The organism is Methanoculleus sp. (assembly GCF_036677455.1).
GTDB lineage: Archaea > Halobacteriota > Methanomicrobia > Methanomicrobiales > Methanoculleaceae > Methanoculleus.
On sequence record NZ_JAVBWL010000030.1, the window covers coordinates 1 to 25468 of the forward strand.

General features: G+C 60.1%; 31 protein-coding genes. 11 read left to right on the top strand and 20 right to left on the bottom strand.

The window, feature by feature from the left end:
- From V6K60_RS07180 to V6K60_RS07205, 6 genes are all read right to left on the bottom strand, one after another.
- Window positions 1-1280 (bottom strand): ribonuclease catalytic domain-containing protein (locus V6K60_RS07180; RefSeq protein WP_332449835.1); only part of this gene is annotated, 1280 nt, incomplete at its 3' end.
- A gap of 106 nt (window positions 1281-1386) precedes the next feature.
- On the bottom strand, window positions 1387-2037 hold the full coding sequence (gene phoU, locus V6K60_RS07185) for a phosphate signaling complex protein PhoU (RefSeq protein ID WP_332449836.1): 651 nt from the start codon (window positions 2035-2037) through the stop codon (window positions 1387-1389).
- A gap of 10 nt (window positions 2038-2047) precedes the next feature.
- On the bottom strand, window positions 2048-2809 hold the full coding sequence (gene pstB, locus V6K60_RS07190) for a phosphate ABC transporter ATP-binding protein PstB (RefSeq protein ID WP_332449837.1): 762 nt from the start codon (window positions 2807-2809) through the stop codon (window positions 2048-2050).
- A complete protein-coding gene (pstA, locus tag V6K60_RS07195) occupies window positions 2810-4753 on the bottom strand; it encodes a phosphate ABC transporter permease PstA (protein WP_332449838.1) in 1944 nt (647 codons plus the stop codon).
- A 46-nt stretch (window positions 4754-4799) separates the two neighbouring features.
- Window positions 4800-5663, bottom strand: a complete 864-nt coding sequence (locus V6K60_RS07200; RefSeq protein WP_332449839.1) for a phosphate ABC transporter substrate-binding protein — start codon at window positions 5661-5663, stop codon at window positions 4800-4802.
- A 94-nt stretch (window positions 5664-5757) separates the two neighbouring features.
- Window positions 5758-6594: a class I SAM-dependent methyltransferase gene (locus tag V6K60_RS07205; protein ID WP_332449840.1), complete on the bottom strand. Its 837-nt coding sequence runs from the start codon at window positions 6592-6594 to the stop codon at window positions 5758-5760.
- Window positions 6595-6803: 209 nt separating this feature from the next.
- Here V6K60_RS07205 and V6K60_RS07210 point away from each other — a divergent pair, with 209 nt between their 5' ends.
- Both V6K60_RS07210 and V6K60_RS07215 read left to right on the top strand, forming a co-directional pair.
- The gene (locus V6K60_RS07210) at window positions 6804-7835 is read left to right on the top strand and encodes an inorganic phosphate transporter (RefSeq protein WP_332449841.1); all 1032 of its coding nucleotides are present in this window, start codon (window positions 6804-6806) and stop codon (window positions 7833-7835) included.
- Window positions 7836-8118: 283 nt separating this feature from the next.
- The gene (locus tag V6K60_RS07215; protein ID WP_332449842.1) at window positions 8119-9252 is read left to right on the top strand and encodes a carboxylate--amine ligase; all 1134 of its coding nucleotides are present in this window, start codon (window positions 8119-8121) and stop codon (window positions 9250-9252) included.
- Window positions 9253-9760: 508 nt separating this feature from the next.
- Here the strand turns inward: V6K60_RS07215 and V6K60_RS07220 are convergent.
- The 6 genes from V6K60_RS07220 to V6K60_RS07245 form a co-directional block, all read right to left on the bottom strand.
- On the bottom strand, window positions 9761-10225 hold the full coding sequence (locus V6K60_RS07220; protein ID WP_332449843.1) for a hypothetical protein: 465 nt from the start codon (window positions 10223-10225) through the stop codon (window positions 9761-9763).
- Window positions 10226-10291: 66 nt separating this feature from the next.
- A complete protein-coding gene (locus V6K60_RS07225) occupies window positions 10292-10417 on the bottom strand; it encodes a hypothetical protein (RefSeq protein WP_332449844.1) in 126 nt (41 codons plus the stop codon).
- Window positions 10418-11782 (bottom strand): PFL family protein, encoded by a 1365-nt coding sequence (locus tag V6K60_RS07230; protein ID WP_332449845.1) that lies wholly within the window; start codon window positions 11780-11782, stop codon window positions 10418-10420.
- Window positions 11783-11790: 8 nt separating this feature from the next.
- Window positions 11791-12063, bottom strand: coding sequence for an ACT domain-containing protein (locus V6K60_RS07235; RefSeq protein ID WP_332449846.1), 273 nt, complete (start codon window positions 12061-12063; stop codon window positions 11791-11793).
- A 196-nt stretch (window positions 12064-12259) separates the two neighbouring features.
- The gene (locus V6K60_RS07240) at window positions 12260-12820 is read right to left on the bottom strand and encodes a cysteine hydrolase family protein (RefSeq protein WP_332449847.1); all 561 of its coding nucleotides are present in this window, start codon (window positions 12818-12820) and stop codon (window positions 12260-12262) included.
- Window positions 12817-13302, bottom strand: a complete 486-nt coding sequence (locus tag V6K60_RS07245; protein ID WP_332449848.1) for a GNAT family N-acetyltransferase — start codon at window positions 13300-13302, stop codon at window positions 12817-12819. Before V6K60_RS07245 ends, V6K60_RS07240 begins: the two co-directional genes overlap by 4 nt.
- Before the next feature lie 153 nt (window positions 13303-13455).
- On the opposite strand from V6K60_RS07245, the gene V6K60_RS07250 reads away from it, so the two are divergent.
- Entirely contained in the window at window positions 13456-13947 is a 492-nt protein-coding gene (locus tag V6K60_RS07250; RefSeq protein ID WP_332449849.1) for a putative immunity protein, read from the top strand.
- Window positions 13948-14051: 104 nt separating this feature from the next.
- Here V6K60_RS07250 and V6K60_RS07255 read toward each other — a convergent pair whose 3' ends face one another.
- Together V6K60_RS07255 and V6K60_RS07260 are read right to left on the bottom strand one after the other, a co-directional pair.
- Window positions 14052-14396: a hypothetical protein gene (locus V6K60_RS07255; RefSeq protein WP_332449850.1), complete on the bottom strand. Its 345-nt coding sequence runs from the start codon at window positions 14394-14396 to the stop codon at window positions 14052-14054.
- A 71-nt stretch (window positions 14397-14467) separates the two neighbouring features.
- A complete protein-coding gene (locus tag V6K60_RS07260; protein WP_332449851.1) occupies window positions 14468-14599 on the bottom strand; it encodes a hypothetical protein in 132 nt (43 codons plus the stop codon).
- A gap of 88 nt (window positions 14600-14687) precedes the next feature.
- On the opposite strand from V6K60_RS07260, the gene V6K60_RS07265 reads away from it, so the two are divergent.
- The 3 genes from V6K60_RS07265 (at window position 14688) to V6K60_RS07275 (ending at window position 17189) form a co-directional block, all read left to right on the top strand.
- Window positions 14688-15533 (top strand): GNAT family N-acetyltransferase, encoded by an 846-nt coding sequence (locus tag V6K60_RS07265; RefSeq protein ID WP_332449852.1) that lies wholly within the window; start codon window positions 14688-14690, stop codon window positions 15531-15533.
- Window positions 15534-15892: 359 nt separating this feature from the next.
- Complete coding sequence (locus V6K60_RS07270) at window positions 15893-16384, top strand: putative immunity protein (protein WP_332449853.1); 492 nt, start codon at window positions 15893-15895, stop codon at window positions 16382-16384.
- A 565-nt stretch (window positions 16385-16949) separates the two neighbouring features.
- Window positions 16950-17189, top strand: coding sequence for a hypothetical protein (locus tag V6K60_RS07275; RefSeq protein ID WP_332449854.1), 240 nt, complete (start codon window positions 16950-16952; stop codon window positions 17187-17189).
- A gap of 223 nt (window positions 17190-17412) precedes the next feature.
- Here the strand turns inward: V6K60_RS07275 and V6K60_RS07280 are convergent, their stop codons facing one another.
- A complete protein-coding gene (locus V6K60_RS07280; RefSeq protein WP_332449855.1) occupies window positions 17413-18126 on the bottom strand; it encodes a flavodoxin family protein in 714 nt (237 codons plus the stop codon).
- A 164-nt stretch (window positions 18127-18290) separates the two neighbouring features.
- Between V6K60_RS07280 and V6K60_RS07285 the strand changes: the two genes are divergently transcribed.
- Complete coding sequence (locus V6K60_RS07285; RefSeq protein ID WP_332449856.1) at window positions 18291-18899, top strand: transglutaminase-like domain-containing protein; 609 nt, start codon at window positions 18291-18293, stop codon at window positions 18897-18899.
- A 91-nt stretch (window positions 18900-18990) separates the two neighbouring features.
- Here V6K60_RS07285 and V6K60_RS07290 read toward each other — a convergent pair whose 3' ends face one another.
- Complete coding sequence (locus V6K60_RS07290; RefSeq protein ID WP_332449857.1) at window positions 18991-19395, bottom strand: cupin domain-containing protein; 405 nt, start codon at window positions 19393-19395, stop codon at window positions 18991-18993.
- A gap of 143 nt (window positions 19396-19538) precedes the next feature.
- Window positions 19539-20876, bottom strand: coding sequence for an NRAMP family divalent metal transporter (locus V6K60_RS07295; protein WP_332449858.1), 1338 nt, complete (start codon window positions 20874-20876; stop codon window positions 19539-19541).
- 462 nt (window positions 20877-21338) lie between these two features.
- Here V6K60_RS07295 and V6K60_RS07300 point away from each other — a divergent pair, with 462 nt between their 5' ends.
- The 4 genes from V6K60_RS07300 (at window position 21339) to V6K60_RS07315 (ending at window position 23784) form a co-directional block, all read left to right on the top strand.
- The gene (locus V6K60_RS07300; RefSeq protein WP_332449859.1) at window positions 21339-21626 is read left to right on the top strand and encodes an antibiotic biosynthesis monooxygenase family protein; all 288 of its coding nucleotides are present in this window, start codon (window positions 21339-21341) and stop codon (window positions 21624-21626) included.
- A 216-nt stretch (window positions 21627-21842) separates the two neighbouring features.
- Window positions 21843-22340, top strand: coding sequence for a shikimate kinase (locus tag V6K60_RS07305; RefSeq protein WP_332449860.1), 498 nt, complete (start codon window positions 21843-21845; stop codon window positions 22338-22340).
- Window positions 22341-22546: 206 nt separating this feature from the next.
- On the top strand, window positions 22547-23101 hold the full coding sequence (locus V6K60_RS07310; protein WP_332449861.1) for a DUF3795 domain-containing protein: 555 nt from the start codon (window positions 22547-22549) through the stop codon (window positions 23099-23101).
- A gap of 197 nt (window positions 23102-23298) precedes the next feature.
- Window positions 23299-23784, top strand: coding sequence for a PaaI family thioesterase (locus V6K60_RS07315; RefSeq protein ID WP_332449862.1), 486 nt, complete (start codon window positions 23299-23301; stop codon window positions 23782-23784).
- Between the two features lie 50 nt (window positions 23785-23834).
- Here the strand turns inward: V6K60_RS07315 and V6K60_RS07320 are convergent, their stop codons facing one another.
- The 3 genes from V6K60_RS07320 to V6K60_RS07330 form a co-directional block, all read right to left on the bottom strand.
- Entirely contained in the window at window positions 23835-23978 is a 144-nt protein-coding gene (locus V6K60_RS07320) for a hypothetical protein (protein ID WP_332449863.1), read from the bottom strand.
- A 289-nt stretch (window positions 23979-24267) separates the two neighbouring features.
- Window positions 24268-24711 carry an SRPBCC family protein gene (locus tag V6K60_RS07325; RefSeq protein WP_332449864.1) on the bottom strand — a complete coding sequence of 148 codons (444 nt, stop codon included), beginning with the start codon at window positions 24709-24711 and terminating at the stop codon, window positions 24268-24270.
- A 444-nt stretch (window positions 24712-25155) separates the two neighbouring features.
- The coding region (locus V6K60_RS07330; protein WP_332449865.1) for a hypothetical protein at window positions 25156-25468 on the bottom strand (313 nt) is incomplete at its 5' end.

Consider the following 25468-nt stretch of genomic DNA (forward strand, 5'->3'; position numbering starts at 1 on the left):
AACGTATCGCCCATCCGCTCCCGGAGGAGGACCGCCGCCGCCGCCTTCCGGACGAAGCGCTCGGCCTTCTGGGACGCCTTCTCCCGGTCGGTCATCCGGGCGGCGAGGTCGTCGAGTTCCTCGCAGGTATACGGGCATGCATCCCCGTCGATGACCGATTTCACCAGGCGCTGGATGATCACGTCGACGTAGCGCCGGTTCGGGGCGGTGCCGTGGGTGTAGTCGGTGACCGCGAGGGCGAAGTGGCCGACCGGCTCGTCTCCCGGCCGGAACGCCACGTACTCCCCCGCGCCCATCAGTTTCACGATCGTGAGGGAGAGGTCGGGGAACCGGTTGGGGTCGGCCGCCTTCTGCCGGATGAGGAACCGGGTGAGCGCTTCGGCGTCCGGTTCCGCGGGCAGGGCCTCGCCGCGCTCCTCCGCCTCTCGCACGATCCCCTCCCAGTTCCTCGGGGTGCGGACGACCCGGTGGATCATGGGAAGACCGGCATCAGCGAGGAACGCCGTCAGGGTGCCGTTTGCCGCGACCATGAACTCCTCGATGAGGCACCGGGCGAGGTTCTGCTCCTGGATGACGAGGGCCAGCACCCGGTTCTCCTCGACGACCGGTTCGGCCTCGATCGTCTCGAGGGCGAGCGCTCCCTGTTCCGTCCGGCGCTTCTTCATGCGCATCGCGGCCTCGTGCTGGAGGAGGACCTGCTCCGCGAGGTCCGGCGTCTCGCGAACCGTCCCCGGGACGGGACCGGCTCCCGCGAGCCAGGCGCCGACCTCCTCGTAGACGAGTTTTGCCCGGTTCCTGACGATCGCCCGATAGATATCGCCGGGTCGTGTCCTCCCGTCGGGGAGGACCGTGTACTCGATGACGACCGCCATCCGGTCACGGCCGGGCAGGAGCGAGGTGATGCCCGCCGAGAGGCGGTCGGGCAGCATCGGGAAGGTCACGACACCGGTGTAGACCGATGTGCCGTTATGGGCGGCGTGCCGGTCGGTCGCCGAACCTTTCGGGACGCGGGAGTCGACGTCGGCGATCGCGACCCGGACCCGGATCGCGCCGTCCTCTCCCGGTTCGCAGACCTCGATCTGGTCGAGATCCTGTGAATCGTGGTTGTCGATCGAGGACCAGAGGAGCGACCGGAGATCTCTTCCGGTCTCCGGGAAGGCATCCTCGGTGAGAGCGCCGACTTCCCGGATGACGGACGGTGGGAAGGCAGGGATGAAACCGTACTGCTGCATCGCCGCCCACGCGATGCTTTTCAGGTTGACGGGCTGCTCGTTCTGCATCGTTGAGTAATTCGCTCGCGAGTATAAAACCGCTTGGAAATCTCCGGCAGTCGCCGGCCGGTCTTCACCCGCCCGAACACCCCGTCTCTTCCGGTGACCTGCCGTATCACCGGATCTCGATCCGGTCGCCCGTCACCATGTAGTGCACCTTCTCCGCGATCTCGCAGGCGTGGTCCCCGCAGCGTTCGAGGTACCGGGCGATCATGACGTAGTTCATGCACGGGGTGATGTTCCTCGGGTCTTCCATCATGTAGGTGAGAGACTCGCGGAATATGGAGTACCTGAGGGCGTCGACGACCTCTTCCCGGTCCAGGATATCGGCTATGGGAGCGAGGTCTTCACGCTCGAACGCGACCATCACGTCCGCGATCATCCCGTCGACAACCTCTCCCATGTGGGGGAGGCTGACGAGGTTTCCTATCTGCGGCGCCCCGGCGAGATCGGGCACGACGATGGCGATGTCTTTCCCGTAGCGGCCGATGCGGTAGAGGTTCGTGATCACCTTCATCGAGGCTGCGATCGTCCGCAGGTCTTTTGCCATCGGCTGGTTGAGGGCGATGAGCCTCAGGCACTTCTGCTCGATCGCATCATCGTAATCCGCGAGTTTCTGCTTCTTCTCGTCGATCGTCCCGGCGAGCGCCACGTCCTGGGTCTTCAACGCTACCATCGACCGGCCGAGCATGCCCTGTGCGAGGTTCCCCATCGCGAGGACATCCCCTTTCAGGGACGCAATCTCTGTATGAAACTTCGATACCATGGGATTCTCCCTACCCGAACCGTCCGGTGATGTAGTTCTCCGTCAGTTCCTCGCCGGGGTCCTCGAAGATCTTTGTGGTTCCATCAAACTCCACCAGCCTTCCCAGGTACATGAACCCGGTGTAGTCGCTGGCCCGTGCCGCCTGCTGCATGTTGTGCGTGACGATGACGACCGTGTAGTCCCGGGCGAGCCGGACGATGAGGTCCTCGATCTTTGCCGTAGCGATGGGGTCGAGGGCGGAGCAGGGCTCGTCCATCAGGATCACCTCCGGCCCGACCGCAAGGGATCGCGCGATGCAGAGCCTCTGCTGCTGCCCGCCCGAGAGGGAGAGCCCGGGTTCATGGAGGCGGTCCTTCACCTCGTCCCAGAGCGCGGCACCCTTCAGGCTCTCCTCGACGATACGGTCGAGCTCCTTCTTATCGTTCATCCCGTGAATACGGGGACCGTAAGCGACGTTCTCGTAGATGCTCTTCGGGAACGGGTTCGGTTTCTGGAAGACCATGCCGATCTTCTCGCGGATCGCGTAAACGTCTGCATGGGGGTCGTGGATGTTCTTCTCGTTGAAGAGGATCTCTCCGGTGACCCTCGTTGAGTCGATGAGGTCGTTCATCCGGTTGAAGCACCGGAGCAGGGTCGATTTCCCACATCCCGACGGTCCGATGAGTGCGGTGACCTTGTTTTTGGGGATACGGAAAGAGATATCTATGAGGGCTTGCTTCTGCCCGTACCAGAGGTTGAGGTTCTTTGTCTCAAGGATCGTGGATTCATTCATTTAGATCACCGTTGCCTGGCTGTACCGGCGCCGGACGAGGATTGCGGCGAGATAGATCGCGAGGACCAGCATCAGGAGCACGAACGCGGTCCCGTAACTCTGCGTGGCCGCCCCCGGAACGGTCGTGGTGAGGACGAAGAGGTGATACGGGAGCGCCATCACCGGCTCTGTGAGCGACGACGGCAGGAACCGGGTGCTGAAGATCGCTGCCGTGAACATGATGGGGGCCGTCTCGCCTGCAGCGCGCCCGATGGAGAGGATCGCTCCGGTGAGGATCCCGGGAGTTGCCGGGGGGAGGACCACCCGCCAGATCGTCTGCCACTTTGTGGCGCCGAGCGCGTAACTTCCCTCCCTGAGGGAGCCGGGGATCGACCGGAGCGCCTCTTCGGTCGTCCGTATGATCGTCGGGAGGATCATCAGGCCGAGGGTGATCTGTCCGGCGAGCAGCGAGACCCCGAAACCCAGGAAGAGGACCAGGAACGCGAACCCGAAGAGCCCGAAGACGATGGACGGCGTTCCGTTCAGCAGGTCCACCGCGGCCCGGATGGACCGCGTCAGCGCCGTGTCGGCGGTGTACTCGATCAGGTAGATGGCCGTCGCGATCCCGAGGGGGAGGGCGATGGCGAGGGCTCCTCCCACGAGGTAGAACGTCCCGACGATCGCGGGGAAGATCCCGCCCGCTCTCCCGAGGTCTCTCGGGGACCCGGTCAGGAACTCCCAGGTGATCGCTCCGGCCCCGTTGACGATGATCTCAACGAGGATCACCCCGAGTGCCGCGATCACGATCGCGACCGAGAGCGATACCAGGGCGAACGCGCATCGCTGCGAGGTCCCGGGGTGGACGAGCCTTCCGAACGGTGCCGACGCGGCGCAGGTTATGCGTGAGGCCGCCCCGATGATGGCCCGGTAGGGCGCGGAGCGCTGGATCGCGGCCTTCATTCGCCCGGACGGCGCGGGCCGTGCCGTACCCTGCGTCCCCTGTATCCGGGTGATGATGACCCTTGCTGCGCTGTTGATCGCGAGCGTGATGAAGAGCAGGACCACCGCAACCCCGAAGAGCGCATGGTAGTGCGTGCTTCCGAACGCGACCTCGCCCATCTCGATGCCCAGCGTCCCGGTCAGCGTCCGCACGGGGGAGAAGACGTTGTAGATCGGGTCCGGGATGACGGCGGCGTTCCCCGTGACCATGAGCACCGCCATCGTCTCGCCTATGGCGCGCCCCATCCCGAGGATGATTGCTGCGCTGATGCCCGAGAGCGCACCGGGCACGATGACCCTCCGGATCGTCTGCCAGTGCGTTGCCCCGAGGGCAAGGCTGCCCTCTTTGAACTCCCCCGGGACCGAACTGATGGCATCCTCGGCGACGCTCGTGATCGTCGGTATGGCCATGATCGCGAGGAGGATCGAGCCCGCGAGCCAGCTCGACCCCGACGGCTGGTCGAAGGCGACGCGTATCCAGTCGGTCAGGAGGATCAGGCCGAAGAACCCGTAGACGACCGAGGGGATGCCGGCCAGCAGTTCGATAGCGGGCTTTATGACCGATTTCGTCCTCGGGGAGGCGATCTCCGCGATGAAGACCGCGCTCCCGATGCTGAGCGGGACCGCGATGACCATCGCGAGCGCCATGACCTGGATCGTCCCGGTGATGAGCGGAAACACCCCGTAGGCCGGGTTCCGGCCGGTCGGGTTCCATTCCATACCGGCGAGGAAGTTCCAGGGGCCTGTCTCGAGGACGATCTGGTAACCGTCACGGAGCAGGAATATGATGATGAAGAAGACCGCGACGATCGCGGCCAGTGCAGCAATAAAGAGCAGTTTGCCGACGGCCCGATCGATGAACCGCCTCTTCGATCCGGTGGCCGGCCTGCTGATCTCCGGTGCTCCAGGGTCTCGCGGCCACCCGAAGCCCTGGCATCGAGCCCGTATACCAAATCCTTTTGCCATCAGCACTCCGCCGTCGTAGCACTCAAAATAGGGGGCGCTGCCCCGCTCATCCCCGCACCGGGATGTAATCTTCGCTCGCCACGATCTCCTGGCCTTCCGCGCTCAGGATGAACTCGATGTACCGCTGTGCAAGCCCCTCAGGCTCTCCGTTCGTCAGCATGTAGAGCGGCCGGCTGATGGGGTACGTCCCGGCGGTGATGTTCTGGAGCGTGGGGCGGACGTCGGTCCCGTCGACGTTGAGCGCGAGGGCCTTCACGCCTCCCGTGTAGCCGAGGCCGACGTAGCCGATCGCGCCCGGAGTCTGGGAGACCTTCTGCTGGATACCGCCGTTCGAGTTGAACTCCTCCTGGGTCCTGACGAAGTCCTCCGTGTCCATGACAAACTCGGAGAAGAACTCCCGCGTCCCCGAGGCACTGTCTCTTCCGACAACGACGATCTGCGCCTCAGACCCGCCTACCTGGTTCCAGTTCGTGTAGGTGCCGTTGTAGATGCCCCGTATCTCATCAAGCGTGAGGCTCTCGACACTGTTCTGTGCGTTGACGACGAGGAGGATCGCGTCATCGGCGATATGGTGCCTGACGAGGTCAGGATAACTTGCAGTCTCTGCATCCTTGAGGTCCCGTGAGGACATGCCGATCTCTGCGGTGCCCTCGCCGGCGGCCTTGACCCCGACGCTCGAGCCCCCTCCGCTCACCATGATCTCCGCAGAGGCGTCCTGTGCCTCGAACGCTTCCCTCGCCTGCTCGGCGATGGGCAGGACCGTGGTCGACCCGGTCACCGTGATCCGCTCCGGCGTGGTCGTCTGATCGTTGCCGAGGCATCCTGCCGCCATCATAACGACCGCGATAAGGCCGACAACGGCAACCAGGGTCAGATGTCTGAAATTTCCTGACGTGCTCTTTCCTGTCATTATACAGAACAGGGATGCTGGCAAGTATATTGATTCTCGAAATACACTATATATGGACTATAGTCACAAATAGGAGTATATTCCTCCGGTGCCTTCACCCTTCTCTGGTCCACCAGACCGCTGCGGTCGGTCGGACCGATCGCTCGACGTACTTCCCGGCCTCGTTCCGGGCGAGCACCCGTGTGAAGTGCTCCCTGACCGGGGCGAGGTCCTCGAGGTCCGGGCTATGCATCGCCACCCAGGCCTGGGCGGCCTCCTCGACGGAGTCGTAGACCGTATCCCGGGCGGCACGGTGGATCCGGACGTTCGGGTAGATCCCGGCGTCGTGGAGGATGTTGACCGGGTAGATGTAGTCGGGATACCCTTTCTGCCTGGCCGCTTCTTCTCCGAAGACCGATCGATACAGCGCCATCTCGCCCGCGCTCCGCCATTCGCCCGCGTGCCAGATGAGGTAGACCGCCCGGCGGGCTGCGGCATCGAACTTCTCGAGGGCGGCGGCGAGGTCGTAGAACCCGAGCGAGAACGCCGCGATGACCACATCGTGCGGCTCGACGTCCCTGCCGATGACGGCATCCTCCCAGCGCATCCGAACGCAGGAGTAGTTCGTGCGTCCTATAGCGGCCATCCGCTCGCGGAGGACGGCGAGCATGCCTCCCGAGGGGTCGAGGGCAGTCACGTGGGCGGCGGTCCGGGCGATCGGGATGGCAAGCCTTCCCGTCCCGGCGCCCACATCGAGCACGGTATCGCCGGGTGCGATCTCCATCACCTCAAGTTCCCACTCCGCCGAACCGCTCTCGTCGCGGGTGGCCCGGTGGTAGGCGGCGGCGCGTTTATCCCAGTGAGCGGCCGGATCGCGGCCTTTCTCGACGCGTTCGGGAGAACCTGCGTATATCGCCTTCCAGAGCTCGTTCCAGTCGATGATCCGGTGCATGGATGTTCCTCTTCCCGGTGCGGTATATACTGTTCTGTCTCCGGAGCGGGCACGGCCGGTCCGGATCAACCTCCGGCACCCCGAACGAAAACTCTATTGAAAGCCCCCATCCCTCTGTATTTTTATGGCCGTCTCTGTATCGATCTATATTCTCTAGAGAAAACGGCTATGTCTGCTGAAACTCTACCATTACAGTACCTGATACTCCCATGCTCGACGTTACCGTGCTCTTCATCGTGGGCATCATCCTCATCGCGCTCTTCTTCGATTTCACCAACGGTTTTCACGATTCGGCAAACGCCATATCGACCGTCGTCTCGACGAAGGTCCTGTCCCCGAAGAACGCCGTGATATTTGCCGCGTTCTTCAACTTCATCGCGGCATTCGGGTTCGGTGTCGCGGTCGCGAGCACCATCAGCAAGATCATCAAGCTCGATCACGTTGAAACCTCCGTCATCCCTTTTATCGTGCTCTGCGGTCTCATTGGAGCGATCTCCTGGAACATCATAACCTGGTACTTCGGCCTCCCGACATCGTCGTCGCACGCGCTCATCGGAGGGTTGATGGGCGGGGGCCTGGCCGCGGCCGGTGTTGCGGCGATCGAGTTCTCGACCATCCAGACCATCGTCGTCTTTATGGTCGTATCGCCTATCATCGGGTTCTTCATGGGCCTGCTCTTCATGAGCGTCTCGATCCGGGCCTCCGGGGACACCCCGCGAACCGCGGCCGATCGACGCTTCAGGCGTCTCCAGCTCCTATCGGCGGCAGCGTACAGTTTCAGCCACGGGACCAACGATGCGCAGAAGACCATGGGGATCATCACGCCGCTCCTCTTCTCCATCGGCTACTTTGGCGCCGGTGTCGATCCGAATCACCTGCCGGTCCCGCTCTGGGTGATCGTCGCCGCGCACGCGGCGATAGCACTCGGCACGCTCTCTGGAGGGTGGCGGATCGTGAAGACGATGGGCTATGGGATCACGCGGCTCCGGCCGGTCCATGGATTCTCGGCGGAGACGGCGGGCGCCGCGACGATCATCGGGGCTTCGCTTGCGGGAATTCCCGTGAGCACGACGCATATCATCTCCTCATCCATCATGGGTGTCGGCGCCACCAAAGGGGCGAGAGCCGTGAAGTGGGGGGTTGCGCGCCGGATTGTCACGGCATGGTTCCTCACGATACCACTCAGCGCGCTGATCGGGTTTCTCGCGTTCTCGGTCCTCCGCGTGCTGCAGTTGACCTGAGCCGCGAGGGGGCTCCGGCGTAACTATACCGAAACCACCTGTGAACCGGCATCGGGGGGTGGGCCGGCATGGCATTCGGGGCAGACTTTTCCAGAACCCCTTGCCGGGGGATCTCTTCGGCGATTGTCATCCGGGGGCAAAACTTTTAGCCCGGGTCGTGTATGCTACACGTTCACTGTTAGACCATACTGAAGATCCTGCTGTACAGGGCGAAGAGGGGAGCACGGCCGATTACCGGGGTGTTGTCGTCAACTACTGCAACATGTGGATATGAAGGAGGAATATGGAACACCAGGTAAAGGTGCTGATCACCGACGCCGGATACACACATACGCTGGGAGCGGTGAGAAGCCTGGGGAGAGCAGGGTTTCATGTCACAGCGGTATCGCCCTATCGTGGAGCCGTGTCGTTCTTTTCGCGATACTGTCGGGAAAAGGTCATTTCTCCCGATCCTCAGGATGAAGAACAGTTCATCGAGTTCATCGGGAAGCGGCTTCAGAAGAATCCGGTCGATCTCCTTATGCCGGTCGGCTATCTCTCTACGGTTGCCATCTCCCGGCATGAGAAGGAACTGCTTCCCTTCGCCAGGATCCCCGTAGCAGAGTACGCGTCGATGCAGGTTGCCTGCAACAAGCAAAAAACGCTGCAACTTGCGTCTTCCCTGGATATTCCCTCTCCTCGCGGATATGCATCAATCGAAGAGGTCGCTGAATTTCCTGTCGTAGCAAAGGATCCGTGTGGAGCGGGTAAGATCCGCTATATCAACTCCACCCGGGAGTTCGAGCGCCTCGATCTCACCGGGTATCTGTTGCAGGAGTATATCCCGGGACAGGGGTATGGATTCTTCGCTCTCTTCAACCGGGGTAAGGTGAGAGCATACTTCATGCACCGGCGAAAACGGGAATTTCCCGTCACCGGGGGCCCCAGCACCTGTGCAGAGAGCATCTACGATGAAGAGGTGAAGAGGCTCGGCCTGCAATTGCTTGAATCATTGCGGTGGCACGGGGTGGCTATGGTCGAGTTCAAGAGGGATGACCGGGATGGCCTCTTCAAGTTGATGGAGATCAATCCGAAGTTCTGGGGGTCGCTCGATCTCTCTATCGCCTCCGGCGTTAATTTCCCCGTTCTCCTGGCCAATATGGCGCTCCATGGCGACATCGAGCCGGTCTTCCGCTACGACACCGGGGTGACGTTCCGATGGCCGTTTCCTGAAGATGCAGTCCACCTATGCGCACACCCGGCCTCGGGTATGGAGATGCTGCGAGAGTGCTTCGATGAGCGATCACGAACGAACCTCAGTCTGGACGATCCCGTTCCGAACATCATACAGATCCCGAGAACATGCAGTCGTCTGGCGGGGTTGATCGGCAACGGCGGGCTGCGTTATCCTCACGGCAGACCGGGGATGAGACGATAACCGGGCAGCGAGACTCTGAAAGTGGCTGCGATCGCCACCCTGGTAATTCGCACGGTCACGGCGCTCCTCTTCGCCTCTCTCCCGGAGTGTTGCCGCACCGGGGGTCATGGCGGATCCCTTCTGCCTCCCATCGGTAACATTCCCCGGGCCGGTATGAAGCCCGGCCCCCGGCTCCTCGCTGTACCTCCCGGAACCCTTATCCGCCACCCCCTGGAGATCCAATCATGAAAGTGCTCGGGATCAGCGGGGGCGCGAGGGAATACCGCCCGACTCCTCGCGGAGGTTCTCCGCGGGCGGCGAGACGAGCGCCGTCAGTCTCTCCGGGGCCTGAAGTGAGCCGTGCGGCCCGGTTTAGCGGCAGGCTCACTCAGGGGCCTGCTCGATGATATCCACGGATACAAAATGGTTTGCTCTGGGCCGTCATGCTCTCCTCGTGGGGAGGGGTCCGGCGAGCGGCAGACCAGGTATGTCGAGGCGACCCGGACGGTCGTATAAAAAGAGGTATTTCTCAGTTCTTCTTCAGCGAGTCGATCGCGATGCTGCAGGGGTCTCTCCCGTCCACGTAGATGATCTCCATCTCGTCGAGCGTGATCAGGGAACCGAAGGAATTTCCTCCCCCGTTCTCGACGATGGTGATCTCCTTGCCGTCACGGCCGATCACGCCGGCACAGGGGGTGACGCCCCAGACCGGGGTGCCGTTCGGGGCCGTGAAGGAGACCTCTCCCGAGAAGATCCGGTCCTGCTGTTCGGTGACCACGAGGGTCATGGTGTAGCCGGTGTAGTCGTTGAATCCTGTCCCATAGTCGTAGCCTTCCATCGTGCCGGTCCAGTTCCCGACGATGTTGGGGACGACGATGTTGGGGATCTCGGGGGTGGCAGCAGCAACAGTGTTCTGAGCGTTGGTGGTCGTGCACCCGGAGACCAGCACGGCGAGGATGAGGATGCTCGCACCTAAAATGCTTTTCATTTTCATAATCAGGGTAATTCCCGAAAACTGATAAATGTGCTCCCTCATCGCCAGATATCGCGACTCCGTCCGTCAGAGCCTGCCGCAGGCGATCCCGATCCACCCGTCGGGAGCGGCGGTGAAGTAGCGGTTCGCGCCGGTCCAGGCACGCATCATCTGCTGCCGGGATCTAAAAATGAGCCGGGCCTCCCCGGGCACTCAGTTCTTGAAGCTGTGAATCGGTGCGGGTATCCGTCCGCCGCGGTTGATGAAGTCCGCGCAACCAAACCCGTTTATCCTCTGGATCGGTGCATGCCCGAGCAGTCCGCCGAACTCGACGGTCTCGCCGACGCCCTTTCCGATCACCGGAATCAGCCGGACGGCGGTCGTCTTGTTGTTGATCATCCCGATTGCCGCCTCGTCCGCGATGATGCCGGATATCGTCGACGCAGGTGTGTCGCCCGGGATCGCGATCATATCGAGGCCGACCGAGCATACGCAGGTCATCGCCTCGAGCTTCTCGATGGTGAGGGCCCCGCGGTTCACCGCATCGATCATCCCCTGGTCCTCGCTGACCGGGATGAACGCGCCCGAAAGTCCACCGACGAAGGAGCTCGCCATGATCCCGCCCTTCTTCACCTGGTCGTTCAAGAGCGCGAGAGCGGCCGTCGTCCCCGGCGCACCGACCGACTCAAGCCCCATCTCTTCGAGGATCCCGGCGACGCTGTCCCCGACGGAGGGTGTGGGGGCAAGCGAGAGGTCCACGATCCCGAAGGGGATCCCGAGCCGTTCCGACGCCTCCTGGGCGACGAGCTGCCCGGCGCGGGTGACCTTGAAGGCCGTCCGCTTGACCGTCTCGCAGAGAACCTCGAAGTTCTTTCCCCGGACGCCCTCGAGTGCGTGCTTGATGACCCCCGGGCCGCTCACGCCCACGTTGATGACCGCGTCGGCCTCGGAGACACCGTGGAACGCCCCGGCCATGAACGGGTTGTCGTCGGGGGCGTTGCAGAGGACGACCAGTTTCGCGCAGCCAAGGGAGTTCTTCTCCTTCGTCGCCTCGGCAGTCTTCCGGACAATCTCCCCCATCAGTTTCACGGCGTCCATGTTGATCCCGGTCTTCGTCGAGCCGACGTTCACCGAGCTGCAGACCCTCTCGGTCGCGGCGAGAGCTGCCGGGATCGAGCGGATGAGCGCTTCTTCGGTCGGGGTCATCCCCTTTGAGACGATCGCCGAGTACCCGCCGAGGAAGTTGACCCCCGTATCGTGTGCGGCGCGATCCAGCGTCTTTGCGACCGTCAAAAAATCCTCAGGGGACCTGCAGGCCCGCCCGCCGACGAGCGCGATGGGGGTTACGGCTATTCTCTTGTTCACGATCGGGATCCCGTACTCGAGCTCGATCTCCCTCCCGGTCGAGACGAGGTCCTTTGCCAGCCCCATGATCTTCTCGTATATATTCCGGTTTAAGGCATCGAGATCGGAGTCACAGCAGTCAAGAAGGCTGATGCCGAGCGTGATCGTCCGGACATCGAGTTTCTCCTGCTCGATCATCTTGTTGGTCTCGTTCACCTCGAGGATATTGATCATAGAACCCCTCAGATACGGTGCATTTTCGTGAAGATGTCTTCCCGCTGGCACCGGATCTTGACGCCGATCTCGTCGCCGAGGTGGTCAAGTTCGGCCACCATCGCGGCATACGGTTTTGTCGATCCGCTGGTATCGACGATCATCATCATGTTGAAGTATCCCTGCACGATCGTCTGCGAGATATCCTCGACGTTGACCTGATTGCCGGCAAGGTACGTGCAGACCTTTGCGATGATTCCCACTGCGTCCCTTCCGACGACGGTAATGATTGTCTTGCTCATGCCCTCTTCCCTGTGCTGGTTATTGATTGGATGTACCGGTGATTCAAGGTTTGCCGGGGAACATCATCGTGGGGCTATGCACCCGCAGATCCCTGACCGCGGGGCGGTGTTATCCGGTGCCTGCCGGGCACGCCCGAAGACGACTGCGAGCAGGGAGAACACCACCTGGCTGACCCCGACGCGGTCCGGGATGTCGCTACCCGGACGCAGGTTCCAGCGACCGGATCCATTCTGCGGTCGTCATCACCTGCGAAAATCGCATCTGCTGGGTCACGAGGACTGCCCGGTGAAGGTCGGCATCGGAGATCGTCCCGGCCCGATTGGTGACGGAGAGCGTCCCGGTGGCGTCCGAGAGAAACTTCACGCCGTACCCATTATGGAATGCCTGCCGGGCGGTCGAATCGCAGCACATCTGGGTCATGTAGCCGGAGATGGTCACCGAATCGACGGACTGAACTCTAAGCCAGGCGTCCAGGCAGGTATCGGTGAAGCTCCCGGGCAGGGCCTTCTCGACGAGCAGATCGTACGGCCGCTTCTTTACTTCGGGATGAAGTTCCCATCCCGGGGTTCCAGACCGAAATGACAGGGCATCCGGAGCAGTGCTGGTGTGCCGGATCACTACGACCGGGATCTTTGCAGCACGTGCGGCATCCATCGCCTGAAGGATGCCGGTTAAGCTCGTCTTCGGATACGTTATTGGCAGATTGCCGGAGAAATATTCGTTCTGGACATCGATGACCAGTAGTGCTTCCTTCATCGTGCATCCGCCCCGTGAAACGCAACTCTGTTGATCTCCATCCGGTAGAACTCCACAGGTCTTCCCTGGATCTCCTCGATGCACTCGCCGGTGTTGCGGAAGTGCATCTCTTCATACAGTCTTTTTGCACGCGGATTATTCTTCCTTACAATGAGCCGGACGGTGTCGGTTGCAGGGTCGGAGAATCCCTGCACAAGCGAGAGGTATGTGACGGTTCTCCCGAACCCCCGGCCGCATCTCTCCGGGTGGAGTGCGATCCGGAACTCGGCGGTGCCGCCGGGCTCGCGTGCAATGATCGAAAAACCGGCAATCGTTCCTTCATCGTCGGCGATAAGGATGTCCGCGCCGGGTTTTTGCGAGTATTCATCCAGCCAGCCCCTGTCTCTGAGCGCGTAATCGAGATCGGTGAATTCGGCAGGGTAGGACGGCCATCCTTTAATGACAGCGATGTCGTCCGGAGTGATCTGACGAAGGGAGATCATTGCTTGTAGAATGCAATCTCGGTTATATTAGAGATGACGGCGAACGGCCATACATACCGCCGTACGGAGAAACAGCCTTGACGCATCCTCGCGGCCCGTAACAGTGCCTTTATGTTCAGAACATTGAGAAGTAACGTCGGGAGCCGGTGATCCATGAAAAAACATAGCAAGGAGGACCGGGTAACGATGGCTGCCTGGGCCGCGGACTGCGCCGAGCGGGTGCTCCCGCTCTTTGATGAGGCCTATCCCGGGGACGGCCGGCCACGCAGAGCCATTGAGGCATGTCGCACATGGGTCCGGACGGGCGTATTCAGCATGGCCGAGATCCGGGGAGCTTCCCTCGGTGCTCATGCCGCCGCCCGCGATGCGGAAGAGGGGAGCGCGGCTCAGTTTGCCGCCCGGGCCGCGGGCCAGGCGGTGGCGACCGCCCACGTTTCCCAGCACGCCTACGGGGCGGCGTATTACGCGCTTAAAGCCGTAGCGGCGGCGGATCCGGCGAATGCCGGGGTGAATGTTGCCCGGGAGCGGGAGTGGCAGGCGGAGCGGCTCCCGGAGGGGCTCCGGGAGGAGATCATGGAGAGGATTGTCGTTGTGGAGCACGGAGGCGGTTTTGTTGTCAGGCTGCGGAAGGGGGAGGGGTTTTGATAATTCTGTGTTTATATCTATATGCCACTAACCATCACTGAGTCCGAAAAGATCTTCCCATATGCTTTTAAGGTCTCATAGGTTGTAGATGGTTGATTCTTCTCCTATTTCCAGATCGAGTTGATATATGCGTGAGTTCCTTGCATGTCAAGATAGATTATCCTGCTCTCCCCGGGCTTGATATTCTCAAACTCATACTGTTTGATCTCCTTAACCTCACCAGAATCGTCGGCAATATGGACCGTGACATTCACCCTGCCATACATCACCGGACCCTGATTCTTGATCACCGCCCGGTACTTTGTTATATCTCCCGCTACGACGTTATCCTCGCTGATGATCTCCATCTCGTTAACATCAGTCGGTTCGGGTGTCCAGCCACTGATATAGACAGCCAGTACCCCGACGACGAGCGTAACAATGATTGTGATCCCGCTGTTTCGCTTCATAATGTTCCCTTTGGTGTAACGTCATTTAAAGTGCGCGTCAGCAATCATCCGCAACGTTTTGCCCCGGCCCTTTAACTTATCTCCCGCAGACTCCTCTGTATCCGCCGCCGCATGTACCGCCCCGCCACCACGCCGAACGCATGGTAGACCCGGTTGACCGGCAGGCCCACGTAGTAATCCGTTCGGCTATGCGTCTCATACATGACCTTTTTCCTGATACCGTGACCTCACGGTGCTGCCGGAGCGGAATCGGTTCACAATCTTCATCCCTCACCGCGATCCACGCATGGTATGGCAGCATCAGGTGAGATCACGGTTCGCCCGATGACGGAGGCCGAAGTCGGGGTCGCGGTCGACTGGGCGGAGCGGGAGGGCTGGAACCCCGGCATCTCCGACGGGGAATGCTACTACGCGGTCGACCCGGAGGCGTTCTTTGCGGTGCTCCTCGACGGCCGCATGATCGGGTCGTTCTCGATCATGGTCTATCCGGGCGGGTTTGCCTTCGGCGGGTTCTATATCCTCGACCCCGCATACCGGGGCAGGGGCATCGGTCTTGCGATCCAGGAGTACGCCGACCGGCTTGCCGGGGACTACAACCTCGGGATCGACGGAGTTTTTGCGATGCAGGACCGCTACGCCGCCCACGGCTTCCTCTTCTCGCACCGGAACATCCGGTACGAGGGGCTCGGCGGGGGCAGCCGGCCGCCGGGGCTCGTGGACGCCGCGAGCGTTCCCTTCGAGGCTCTCGTCTCTTACGATGCACGCCACTTCCCGGCAGAGCGGCCGGAGTTCCTCCGCCACTGGCTCGCGCAACCCGGGGCGACGGCGCTCGCCGTCATCGAGGGCGGGAAGGTCCGCGGCTACGGGCAGGTGCGGCCGTGCCGCAGGGGCGCAAAGATCGGCCCGCTCTTTGCCGACACGCCCGAGATCGCCGAACGGATCTACTCCGGCCTCGCGGCGGCGGTGCCCGGCCAGCCGCTCTTCCTCGACGTCCCGGAGCCGAACAAGGAGGGTGTTCTGCTCGCGAAGCAGCACGGAATGGTCCCGGTCTTCGGCACGGCACGGATGTATACAAAGGAGATCCCCGACCTCCCGCTGGATCAGTGCTACGGCGTCACGAGTTTCGAGACCGGGTGAGGGGATGGGAGACCGGCGAGACTTAGCATGCTGCTCGCGATCATAAGAATCCGAACCGGTTCTCCCAGCCGGCCGGCCCTGAATACAGGTGCGGCAAAGAGCATCGAGAGGGCGAATAAAAACGTCGTGCACTGTTATTCAACTCCTCTGGTGGCTGTGTTGCCGGTCCGGGGGGTCGGTCGCCCTGGAGGAAGTTCTACCAGTTCTACGTTGCGGTGCTCATGCGTGAGGGTGGGTCCGCGTAAGTCAACGCACGTTGACTTAGAAGACGTCTGTTGATGCCGGGTCAATCTATGTTGACTTAGCCTTCCCTTGCGGTATCTCAAGAACCAAAATATTGGAAGTTCATACCATTGTTCGTGAAGAAGTACAGCAGAGAGGACCAGATCACGATGGCAGCCTGGGCCGCGGACTGCGCCGAGCGGGTGCTTCCGCTCTTTGAGGAGGACTACCCGGAGGACGACCGGCCGCGGAGCGCCATCGAAGCGTGCCGGGGGTGGGTCCGGACGGGCGTGTTCAGGATGGCCGAGATCCGTGGGGCGTCCCTTGGAGCTCACGCCGCAGCCCGCGATGCGGAAGAGGGGAGCGCGGCTCAGTTTGCCGCCCGGGCCGCGGGCCAGGCGGTGGCGACCGCACATGTCCCCCAGCACGCCTACGGGGCGGCTTACTATGCCCTCAAGGCCGTCGCGGCGGCTGACCCGGCGAATGCTGTGACTGGTGTTGCTGCGGAGAGGGAGTGGCAGGCGGCAAGGCTTCCGGCGGGGCTCCGGGAGGAGATCATGGCGAGGATTGTTATTCTGGAGCGCGGGGGCGAGGTTGTTGTTAAACTGAGGAAGGGGGAGGGGTTTTGAGGGGTTTGTTTTGTTATGATGTAGTGAAGAGCAGCCACCGGGAGAGTTTCATTAGTGCTGGTCTCTCTTTTATTGCGGAGTCGTCGATCTTGTTGATAAGCACTCTGCTACGCTCTTTAATCTCCCTGCCATCTGTTCCGATGATGGATGGTGTAAATCTAATAAGGGTTATGCAGATGACAGGTCAGACACGTTATCAATCTTTGTATTTAAGATTGGGTTGCCTGGCGCGAGCAGATATGCCCCGAATCTCAGCCGATCCGCTTAGTGCTAGGGTTTAGAATAGCACTGTCAGCTTATAGCCACATGTTAGTACTCTACGCAACTCCACTTGCGTTGGTGAAAATGCCTCAGATACGCCCTTTTCGTCGAGAATCGTCAGAGATCTCGCAAAATCTTAGGGTGGTGCGAAAGACATAAATTATCACGAATCAAAGTGATTAACTAAAGGTAAGGTGTAATGCTGGAGCGCTATTACACCTAAATGTGTAGTGAATAGATTGTTGCCAAAGTCTGTTCAGTGCTCACCAGCAATAAGCCTTATCTTTTGAATCTAGGTGAGATAATGAACAAAGGCATTTTAGCAGTGGCGACTGTTATTATCGTCGCTGTAATAGTTGGAGTTGGTCTCCAAGGAACTGGGGACTGGCTGAAAGAAGAGTTTTCAGATGACATCACCGAGTCCATTGGAAACGGTTGTTCAAGTATTGGAAATGCAGTTCTAACTGGACTTTTTATTGGTGCGCTTCTCGCTGCAGCGTTCGTTGCTGCAATGTTATATTTTATGGGTGGATGGGGAGGTTAATCCTCCAACATCTTTGGACTGGGATCTAACCAATACTGTGTCACTGCATTGGAGACTAGTTGTCTTCGGGTGCCGGACCTACTGTTGCAGAAACGAGTAGATGTTCCAGTAACCCGAGGCTCGCTTGATCCTACCCCCGCAGATCCCTCCGCACCCGCCGCCGCTGGTACCACTCCGCCACCGTGCCCAACGCATGGTAGACCGGGTTGACCGGCACGTCCACCTAGTAGCGTCTCCCCTTCTCGAGCCACCCCTTCCCGGCCCAGTAGGCGTGATCTGCGGGAGCTCGTTCGCCCAGTTCATCGCAGGGCGCCCTCCCGATATGAAACGCCATCACATCGAAGAGCCCCGGCCTCGCGCGCGTTTCCCTCCGGAGCGCGGCAAGAAAGGCCTCTGCCGCCGCCTGCAGTTTCTCTTCGTTCTCCCGCAGCCGGTAGGCGGGCAGCGGGCCCATCGTCGCGTGGGAGACGATCCCCGCCCGGGCGACGACCTCGAAGCCCCAGATGTGGGCAACCGCGTTGAGGTACTCCAGCACGTCCTTGCTTCCCACCGCTCCGGCGCTGGTGAGGAGGAGGGCTTTCTGCCGGAAGAAGCGGGGGCGGTGACAGATATAGGAGTGGCGGTCGATGAAGACCTTCATCAGCCCCGAGACCTGGAACGCGTATACCGGGGTGGCGAAGATCACCCCGTCCGCGTCGTGCATCTTCTGCTCGAGGAGAGCCGAATCGTCCTTGATGGGGCAGTACTCCTCCCCCCGCTCAAAACAGGTGTAGCACCCGCGGCACTGCTCCAGGCCGACGTCCCCGAGCATGACGTACTCCCAGTCAACCGGTGCGCTTTCCTCGAGAATCTCGCGGATCCGTTCGGCTGCGCGGTAAGTGTTTGCCTTCCGGGCGCTGCCCATGATGACCAAGACCTTTATGGGCCGATCTTCCATGGAAGAGTGAAGGTAACTCTCATACATAGACTTTCTTCCCCTGTAACGGGCCCGGGTCTACGGTCTCCGCCGGAATCCTGCAGAATAACCGCCGGAAGGAGGCTTAAATAGATCCAGAATCAATGCAGTATTGAGCGGCTGAAAAACCCGTTGCTCTTTCACGCATGGCAGATCTGAGTATTTTTCTGGAAGAACACCCCTACGTCGATCACTCGTCCCCGCTCATCCGGGCGAAGGCTGAAGAGCTGTTCCCGGGAGCCGATAGCCCTCTTGAACGGGTGAGAATCGCATACGAGTTCGTCCGTGACGAGATTCCGCACTGTTTCGATATCGGCTCAGACGTCATAACGTCGAGGGCCTCCGACGTACTCGCCAGGGGGACCGGAATCTGCCACTCCAAAGCAAACCTGCTCGCGGCCCTGCTCCGCGGGATCGGGACCCCCGCCGGGTTCTGCTACCAGCGCATCACCCTTGCGGACGACGATTCGCTCGGCTACTGCGTCCATTGCTACAATGCGGTCTTCGTGGATAACCGCTGGATCTTTCTTGATGCACGCGGCAACACGAACGGCAGGCATGCACTCTTCTCGCCGGAGAAGCCGATCCTCGCGTACCGCAACCGGGGGGAGTACGACGAATACTTCTGGAAGGGGATCTACGCGTCGCCGCAGATGGGCGTCATGCGGATGCTCGATGCTGCCGGAACGCGGCAGGACGTTATCGACAACCTGCAGGATTACCTCGAAGGAGAACCCGACATCCTCGGTCGGTGACGCCGGAGGCGGGGATGAGCCCCTTTTTCGGGCACTGCCTGGATCGTCGAACTGCACTTAGGGAGGGATAATGGGGGGACACCACCCCCGCTCAGGGTGCAGGCGTGGGGACCACGAAGAACGTGGAGTACCCGTTGCTGGTGTTCCTCGTCACATGACCCTTGCCTGAGGTGTCTTCCAGCAGGACCAGATCCCCGGGACCGAACCGCCTGACTGTCCTGTCTGTCGTCTCCATCTCCACCTCGCCTGACAGGAGGGCGAGGAACTGCCGGGTGGGGGCCGGGTGCGGTTCGCCTATCCAGCCGGGCTCGAACGTATAGAAGCGATACTTCGACGCGGGTCCGTCCTCGGAGACGTAGAACGGGGCGGCGGGCGGCGCTGCACGCACAAGGCTCTGTTCGACCGTCACGGCATCAAAGTGAGAGTCACCCTGTGAGTCCGTATAGATCCGGTGATACGTCAGCCGGGTGAGATTGGGTGAGGAGGTTTTCGTCATGGTTTCCCTCGGTATGATCTGCGATTTGGGACGACCTTCCCGACAGAACCACAGGCCGGCTCGGGATGAATAAATGTTGCGGCAGACCTTCAACCGTATCGGGCCCGGCTGATGAGGCGATCTCTTCTCCCTTGGGTGAATTATCACAGTCCTATCGCCAGGTTGACGATGAGCGCCGCACTGGCCAGGGCCATGACCAGCACAATCACCCATCCGAGAACGCTGCTCGCCCTTGAGTTGACGAATTGCCCCATGACTTCCTTCCTGTTCGCGATCCTGATGATCAGCGCCATCAACGGCGGCGCAACGAGACCGTTCAGCGCTGCCGCATAGTAGAGGGCTGTGATCGGGTTGATCCCGAACCAATCGAGGGACATGCCGATCAGCGTGGATAGGGCGACCACGGCGTAGAATCCCGGAGCCCGGCGGGGTTTCTTGCCGAGCCCCTCGCGCAGCCCGGCTGCCTCGGCCACGGCGTACGCCGACGCACCGGCCAGCACCGGGACCGCGAGCAGACCCGTGCCGATGATCCCGACCGCGAAGAGCAGGTAGGCGAGGTCACCGGCCAACGGCCGCAGGGCCTCGGCTGCCTGCGAGGCGGTCTGGATGGCGGTGATCCCGCCGGTATGCAGGGTAGCGGCTGTGGTGACGATGATGAAGAACATGATGACCTGCGAGAAGAACATCCCGACAGTCGTGTCCCGGTTCATCTCGACAATGCCCTGCCTCGTCACGCAAGGTTTCCTGACGCCCATGTCCGGGATCCGGCCGTCGGCAACCTCTTCTTCGACTTCTTCGGACGCCTGCCAGAAGAACAGGTACGGGGAGATCGTCGTGCCCAGGATTGCGACGATGTTGAGCAGGAAGGCCGCCGAGAGATCGATATGCGGTATCAGCGTGGCGTAAAGAACCTCACCCCAGTCCAGCCGGACAATGAAGGCAGTTAGAACGTACGTGAAGAGGGTCAGCGCCAGGTACTTCAGGATTTTTGAGTACGTCCTGTAGGAGACAAAGACCTCGAGGGCGATGATGGACCCCGTGATGAGGATCAGCCAGAAGAGGAACGGCAACCCCAGGAGCATCTGCGCCGAGGAGGCCATTGCCCCGAGATCCGCACCGATGTTGATCGTGTTTGCGACCACGAGCAACGAGACCATTCCATACAGCACCGGCTTCGGGTAGTTATCGCGGATGACGCCGGCCAGCCCTCTCCCTGTCACCATACCGATTCGGCCGCACATCTGCTGGATGACGATCATGAACGGAGAGGTGAACCAGACGAGCCAGAGCTGGCTGTACCCGAAGATTGCGCCCGTCTGCGCGTAGGTCGCGACGCCGGAGGGGTCGTCGTCGGCCGCACCGGTGATGAAGCCGGGACCGATGTTCCCGAGCAGCTTCTTCAGGTCTTTCAGGAGAACCGTGCTCCTGTTTTTCCGATATTGCTGCGCTGGCGGCGATGCGGGTTGCGGCGATTGCGCCATGGTTCTCCGTGGTGATGATCACTGACTATGGGCGATGATATGAGCAATCACCAGGGGTTCTTTGCATATATGTTATGATGTCGGTGGTTCCCTGTTGCGCTATAAAACGGTGGCAATAAACCCGCCTGTTCATCATTCGGGACCGGGGTTAAGAGAATACACGGTTGTCCCGAGTAGAAGCAGTTCCGACTGGAGGTAAGAGGTGCGGTGCGGCAGGAGGAAGTCTTCCCTGGTAGCACGCTTGTAAATCCGCACGTCAGGTTCTGTTCCGGTGCGAGCGATGGACCGTGTTGACGATATCGAAAGGAAGAGTGTAAAAGGATAGGTCAGAGCCTCCGTGTTTCGTTCAGAATAACCGGGCACCACGATAGGGTGGGGATCAAGGAAACCTCTATATGCTCCCGGTTATACACAGGCTCGCCCGGGAACACTTACTCGTTGAAGTCTCCCGGGGAGGTTGTCATGTTCGTCAATATCGTGGAGTTTCCGCTGATCAAGACGGGGAAAGATGAGGAGTTTAAGGAATGGTTCAAGGAGTCCAATGCGGCCTTCATAAAATATGACGGGTTCATTTCACGAAGGCTCCTCGTCTCGGAGAAAGGATCGTACGCGGCGATCGTCGAGCACAGGACCAGGGACACGTTCATGAAGATGCATACGAGCAAGGAGCATGAGGTTCTGCGCGCGAAAGGTGATCTTCTGATGGACGGGAATCCGAAACCGCATTTCTATGACGTTGTCGACCTGTAATCGGAATGGTAAGGCGTCTGGGTAATCTTTACCTGCCCCGATAATTTTTCCCGGCAGAGTCTCTCCATTCAGGGATGGCACCCTGGATATCGAATTGTCCGGTATCCCTTAGCGCCACGACCGTAGATAGGGACGATCCCCCGGAGAACCTTCATCTTCCTCGGAATCCCACAGAGTTATCAACGAACCCTCTCTCCCTCGGGTTCCGGGAGCAGTATGCATCATCACAACATCATCCTCATCGGCATGCCCGGTGCCGGGAAGAGCACCGTGGGCGTCATCCTTGCAAAGTCCCTCGGCATGCAGTTCATCGATACGGACATCCTGATCCAGGAGCGGACCGGGAGGATGCTCCAGGAGATCCTCGATACGGACGGGCCTGATGCGTTCAAGCGGCTCGAGGAGGAGACGATCCTCTCCCTTCACCCCCGCCATGCGGTGATCGCGACGGGCGGCAGCGTAGCCTGCAGCGGGGCCGCGATGGCCCACCTGAAGTCGGGAGGAGCGGTCGTATACCTGGAGATCTCGTATGAAGAGATGAAGAAGCGGCTCAAGAACATCACGACCCGGGGGATCGTCCTCCTCCCGGGCCAGAGCCTCCGGGGGATGTACAACGAACGCGTCCCGTTGTATGAGAGGTATGCCGATCTCACCGTCGCATGTTCGGGCGAAGATCTCGAGTCCGTGGTCGGGAACGTGATCGAGGGGTTGTGAGGGGGCCGGTGCGCCGGTCGGCCCGGGCGGTCCCGCCGGGGAACGGGACCCCGTGATAGCCCGGAACGGCTGCCTTCTTCGAGCGTGGGTTCACGGCCGGAAGTTTGCCTCCGAAATTGGTGGATATGGACCCGATTGAAATTTACAGAACTCTCGCTACGCTACCATAAGGGATATCTCTCCAGATATCGCAGATAACAACAGTCATGCCTATCGAGTATCCCGATATCGGGATCTGCGGTCTCTCCTGCCGGCTCTGCCCCATGTACCATACCGACGCGGAGAGCAGGTGTCTGGGGTGCAAGAGCCCGACCCGGATGGTCGTCGGCTGTCCGTTCATCACATGTGCTGTGAAGAGAAAGGGGATCGAGTTCTGCTTTGAGTGCATAGAGAGCGATACGTGTGAAAAGTGGAGGAACCACCGGGAGAAGGGTAAAGAACGCGACTCGTTCAAGTGCTATCAAACGCTTGAGGAGGATATCTCGTTTATAGCCCGGCACGGAGTATCCGCGTTTCAGAAGGTACAGGAACGGCGGGAGTCGCTGCTCAGGGAGATGCTCGGAGACTTCAACGAAGGCCGCTCAAAGAGTTATTACTGCATCGCTGCGACCGTCCTGGAGCCCGAAGAACTTCAGGGAGCACTCTCCCGGGCAAGAGAAGAGTCCGGGGGGCTTGATCTCAGGGCAAGGTCAAAGGCTCTTCACCGGATCCTCGATGAGATCGCCTCAAAGAGAGGCTGCCGCTTGAAACTGAGGAAGTAGACGCGGCTTCCTGCACCGCACCGTGAGCGTCTCCCCGTTATACACGCAATGACCCGGATCAGGTCCATTGAGGCGGTCGGTGCAGGTCACCGGCGCTGGGAACCTACCCTTTTAACGGAGACCGGCATTGAGGATTGTATTTTATCATCGCATAGAGAGATCACTCTGAATACGTATACATCGGGAGTCAGGATACCGTGAAGAGACTCAACCCTGAACACATACATGCCCTTCTGGAACTGATCAATCAGGCTCCTTTCTTCAAACTCCTCTCAATGGAGGTCCGCACTCTCGATTTCGGATATTGCCGGGTCGAGGTGAACCTGGATACGAAGCACCTCAACCCGTTTGGAGGGCTTCACGGCGGCGTGTATGCCGCCCTCATCGATACCGCCGCCTACTGGGCCGTATATTGCGACCTCGACGAAGATGCCGGCCTGATCTCGCTCGATCTGAACGTAGATAACCTGTCTACCGCTAAAGACGGCAGACTCGTCGTTGAAGGCAGCAGGATAAAGGTCGGGAGGAGTATCTGCCTCTCGGAAGCGACCGTGACGGGCGGGCAGGGCAAAATGCTCGCGCACGGCTCATCGAAGCAGATGGTAACCCGGGGGCTCCAGTCGATACAGCAGGCCATTACCGCGATGGGATATCCGCCGCTCCCTCCGAAATTTCTGGATTGATCGTTTTTCGAGGAGGTGCGGCCGGTCCCCGGCCATCCGGAGGTGGGGGACTACGATTCCGCCTCTGCGACCAGGGAACGTCGAGGACCGCCGCCGTGCTTCATGCCGGGCCGCGAGGGAGTCCTCATGTCGATACGGCGGCTCGCGGCGCTCGAGCCCGAGGCGATGGCGCCCTCGCCGGCGAGTATGCCCATGAAGAGAGGGGTGCCGGCTCCGGGGTCTAACGTAAGAGGATAGGTATGAGACACCGTGAATCGTGGCGATCGCGAGCCCGCGGAGGGTCGAGCGATCCGTGAGCACGAGCGGGGACCATCGCAACCACAATCGTCGCGAACTACCAGACTCTCAGCTGAGTGGTGAGTAGCGTAAGTACTGGTCAGTACACACTCCCCGTCTGCACCCCCTCATACATTTTCGGAGAGTTCCCATAATGATTAGAACTGAACGTATCCCAGCAGAGACACCATACCTCTAATCCTGCATTCACATTCCTGATTCGGACTCAAGAATTTGTTTCAAGTTGATCAGGCTTTTCTGGAGTTCTTTCCGCATTGAGTTGACCATCATGGGAGTCAGGACTTTCTGGAACCCGTTCACAGTCACGTCGTAGGTAAGGGTAAATTTCATCCCGCCCGTGGTGGGAGTGTAGGTGTTGTGCTGTTCGATGCGTAATGGTCCTGAGGTAATGTTTTTCCCAAATTTCCCCGGTGGCTCGCATTCGGTTGCCCTGGCAGTCCATTGCACGGTGCGACCCATCAGGTGGCTGGCACCTTTGAACGTTGTGCCGACACCGACAGGCCCCTGAGAGGTCTGCTCCGCCTCCAGTATGATGGTCTGCCATGTATTCCAACTCCCCGCATCGGTCGTAAAAGCGTATGCCTTCTCGACCGGACAGCGAATTTCTATGCCCTCCTCAATTCTTGGCATTCAAATCCCCTCCTTAGACATATGCTGGATAGAGGATTCTACCCCATTGCGGTCAGCCGCCGGTGAAAAAACTGCCAGGGCTTCCGCAACAAGAGCAGAACGCCTGGTTCTGGCGATGTTTCCATCACCCGATCCTTCGTAAGGGAGGATCAGTATTTCAATATTTGGCATGATTCTCGCTGAGGCCGCTCATTATTGCTACCTCCTTTTATGTCGCAACGACCGAAAACATACCGTGGTATGGATACAATCCGCCATGGGCATGCAGCATCATGACCGCGAGAGCATTGGGATGACCTCCTTCTCAAGAGCGATCCAGTCGTACTGAAGAACCATGTCCCGGGACTCCGAACCGACATCGCTGTTCGGGCCTCCGACTTTTTCCACTCTCTTATTGGGGAGGATGCCCCTCGAAGAACATTCTCTGCTCTAAAGATCCAGATTTCATTGCTTCATGGGCCTTCTACCCCAGGCACTGAACATTGTCAGACCTGGATAGTAGAATGTCTGGTCCATCAGGAGACGCTGGATACTTTCAAATTTGTCCTGCTCCAGCAACCCGGCATCCATCATCGGTTTTGCAGCCATATGAGCCGCTGCCATATCGAACCGCGCCATAGGCTCTCCTCCGCGACATATCTGAGTCCACCCTTCTTGTGCGACGTTTACGAATCCGAGACGTTCCAGAAGATTACGCACCTGGCGGCCGAAATAGGGATCGGCTATCTTTTTAGCCCGAAGAAAATCGATTCCCGCT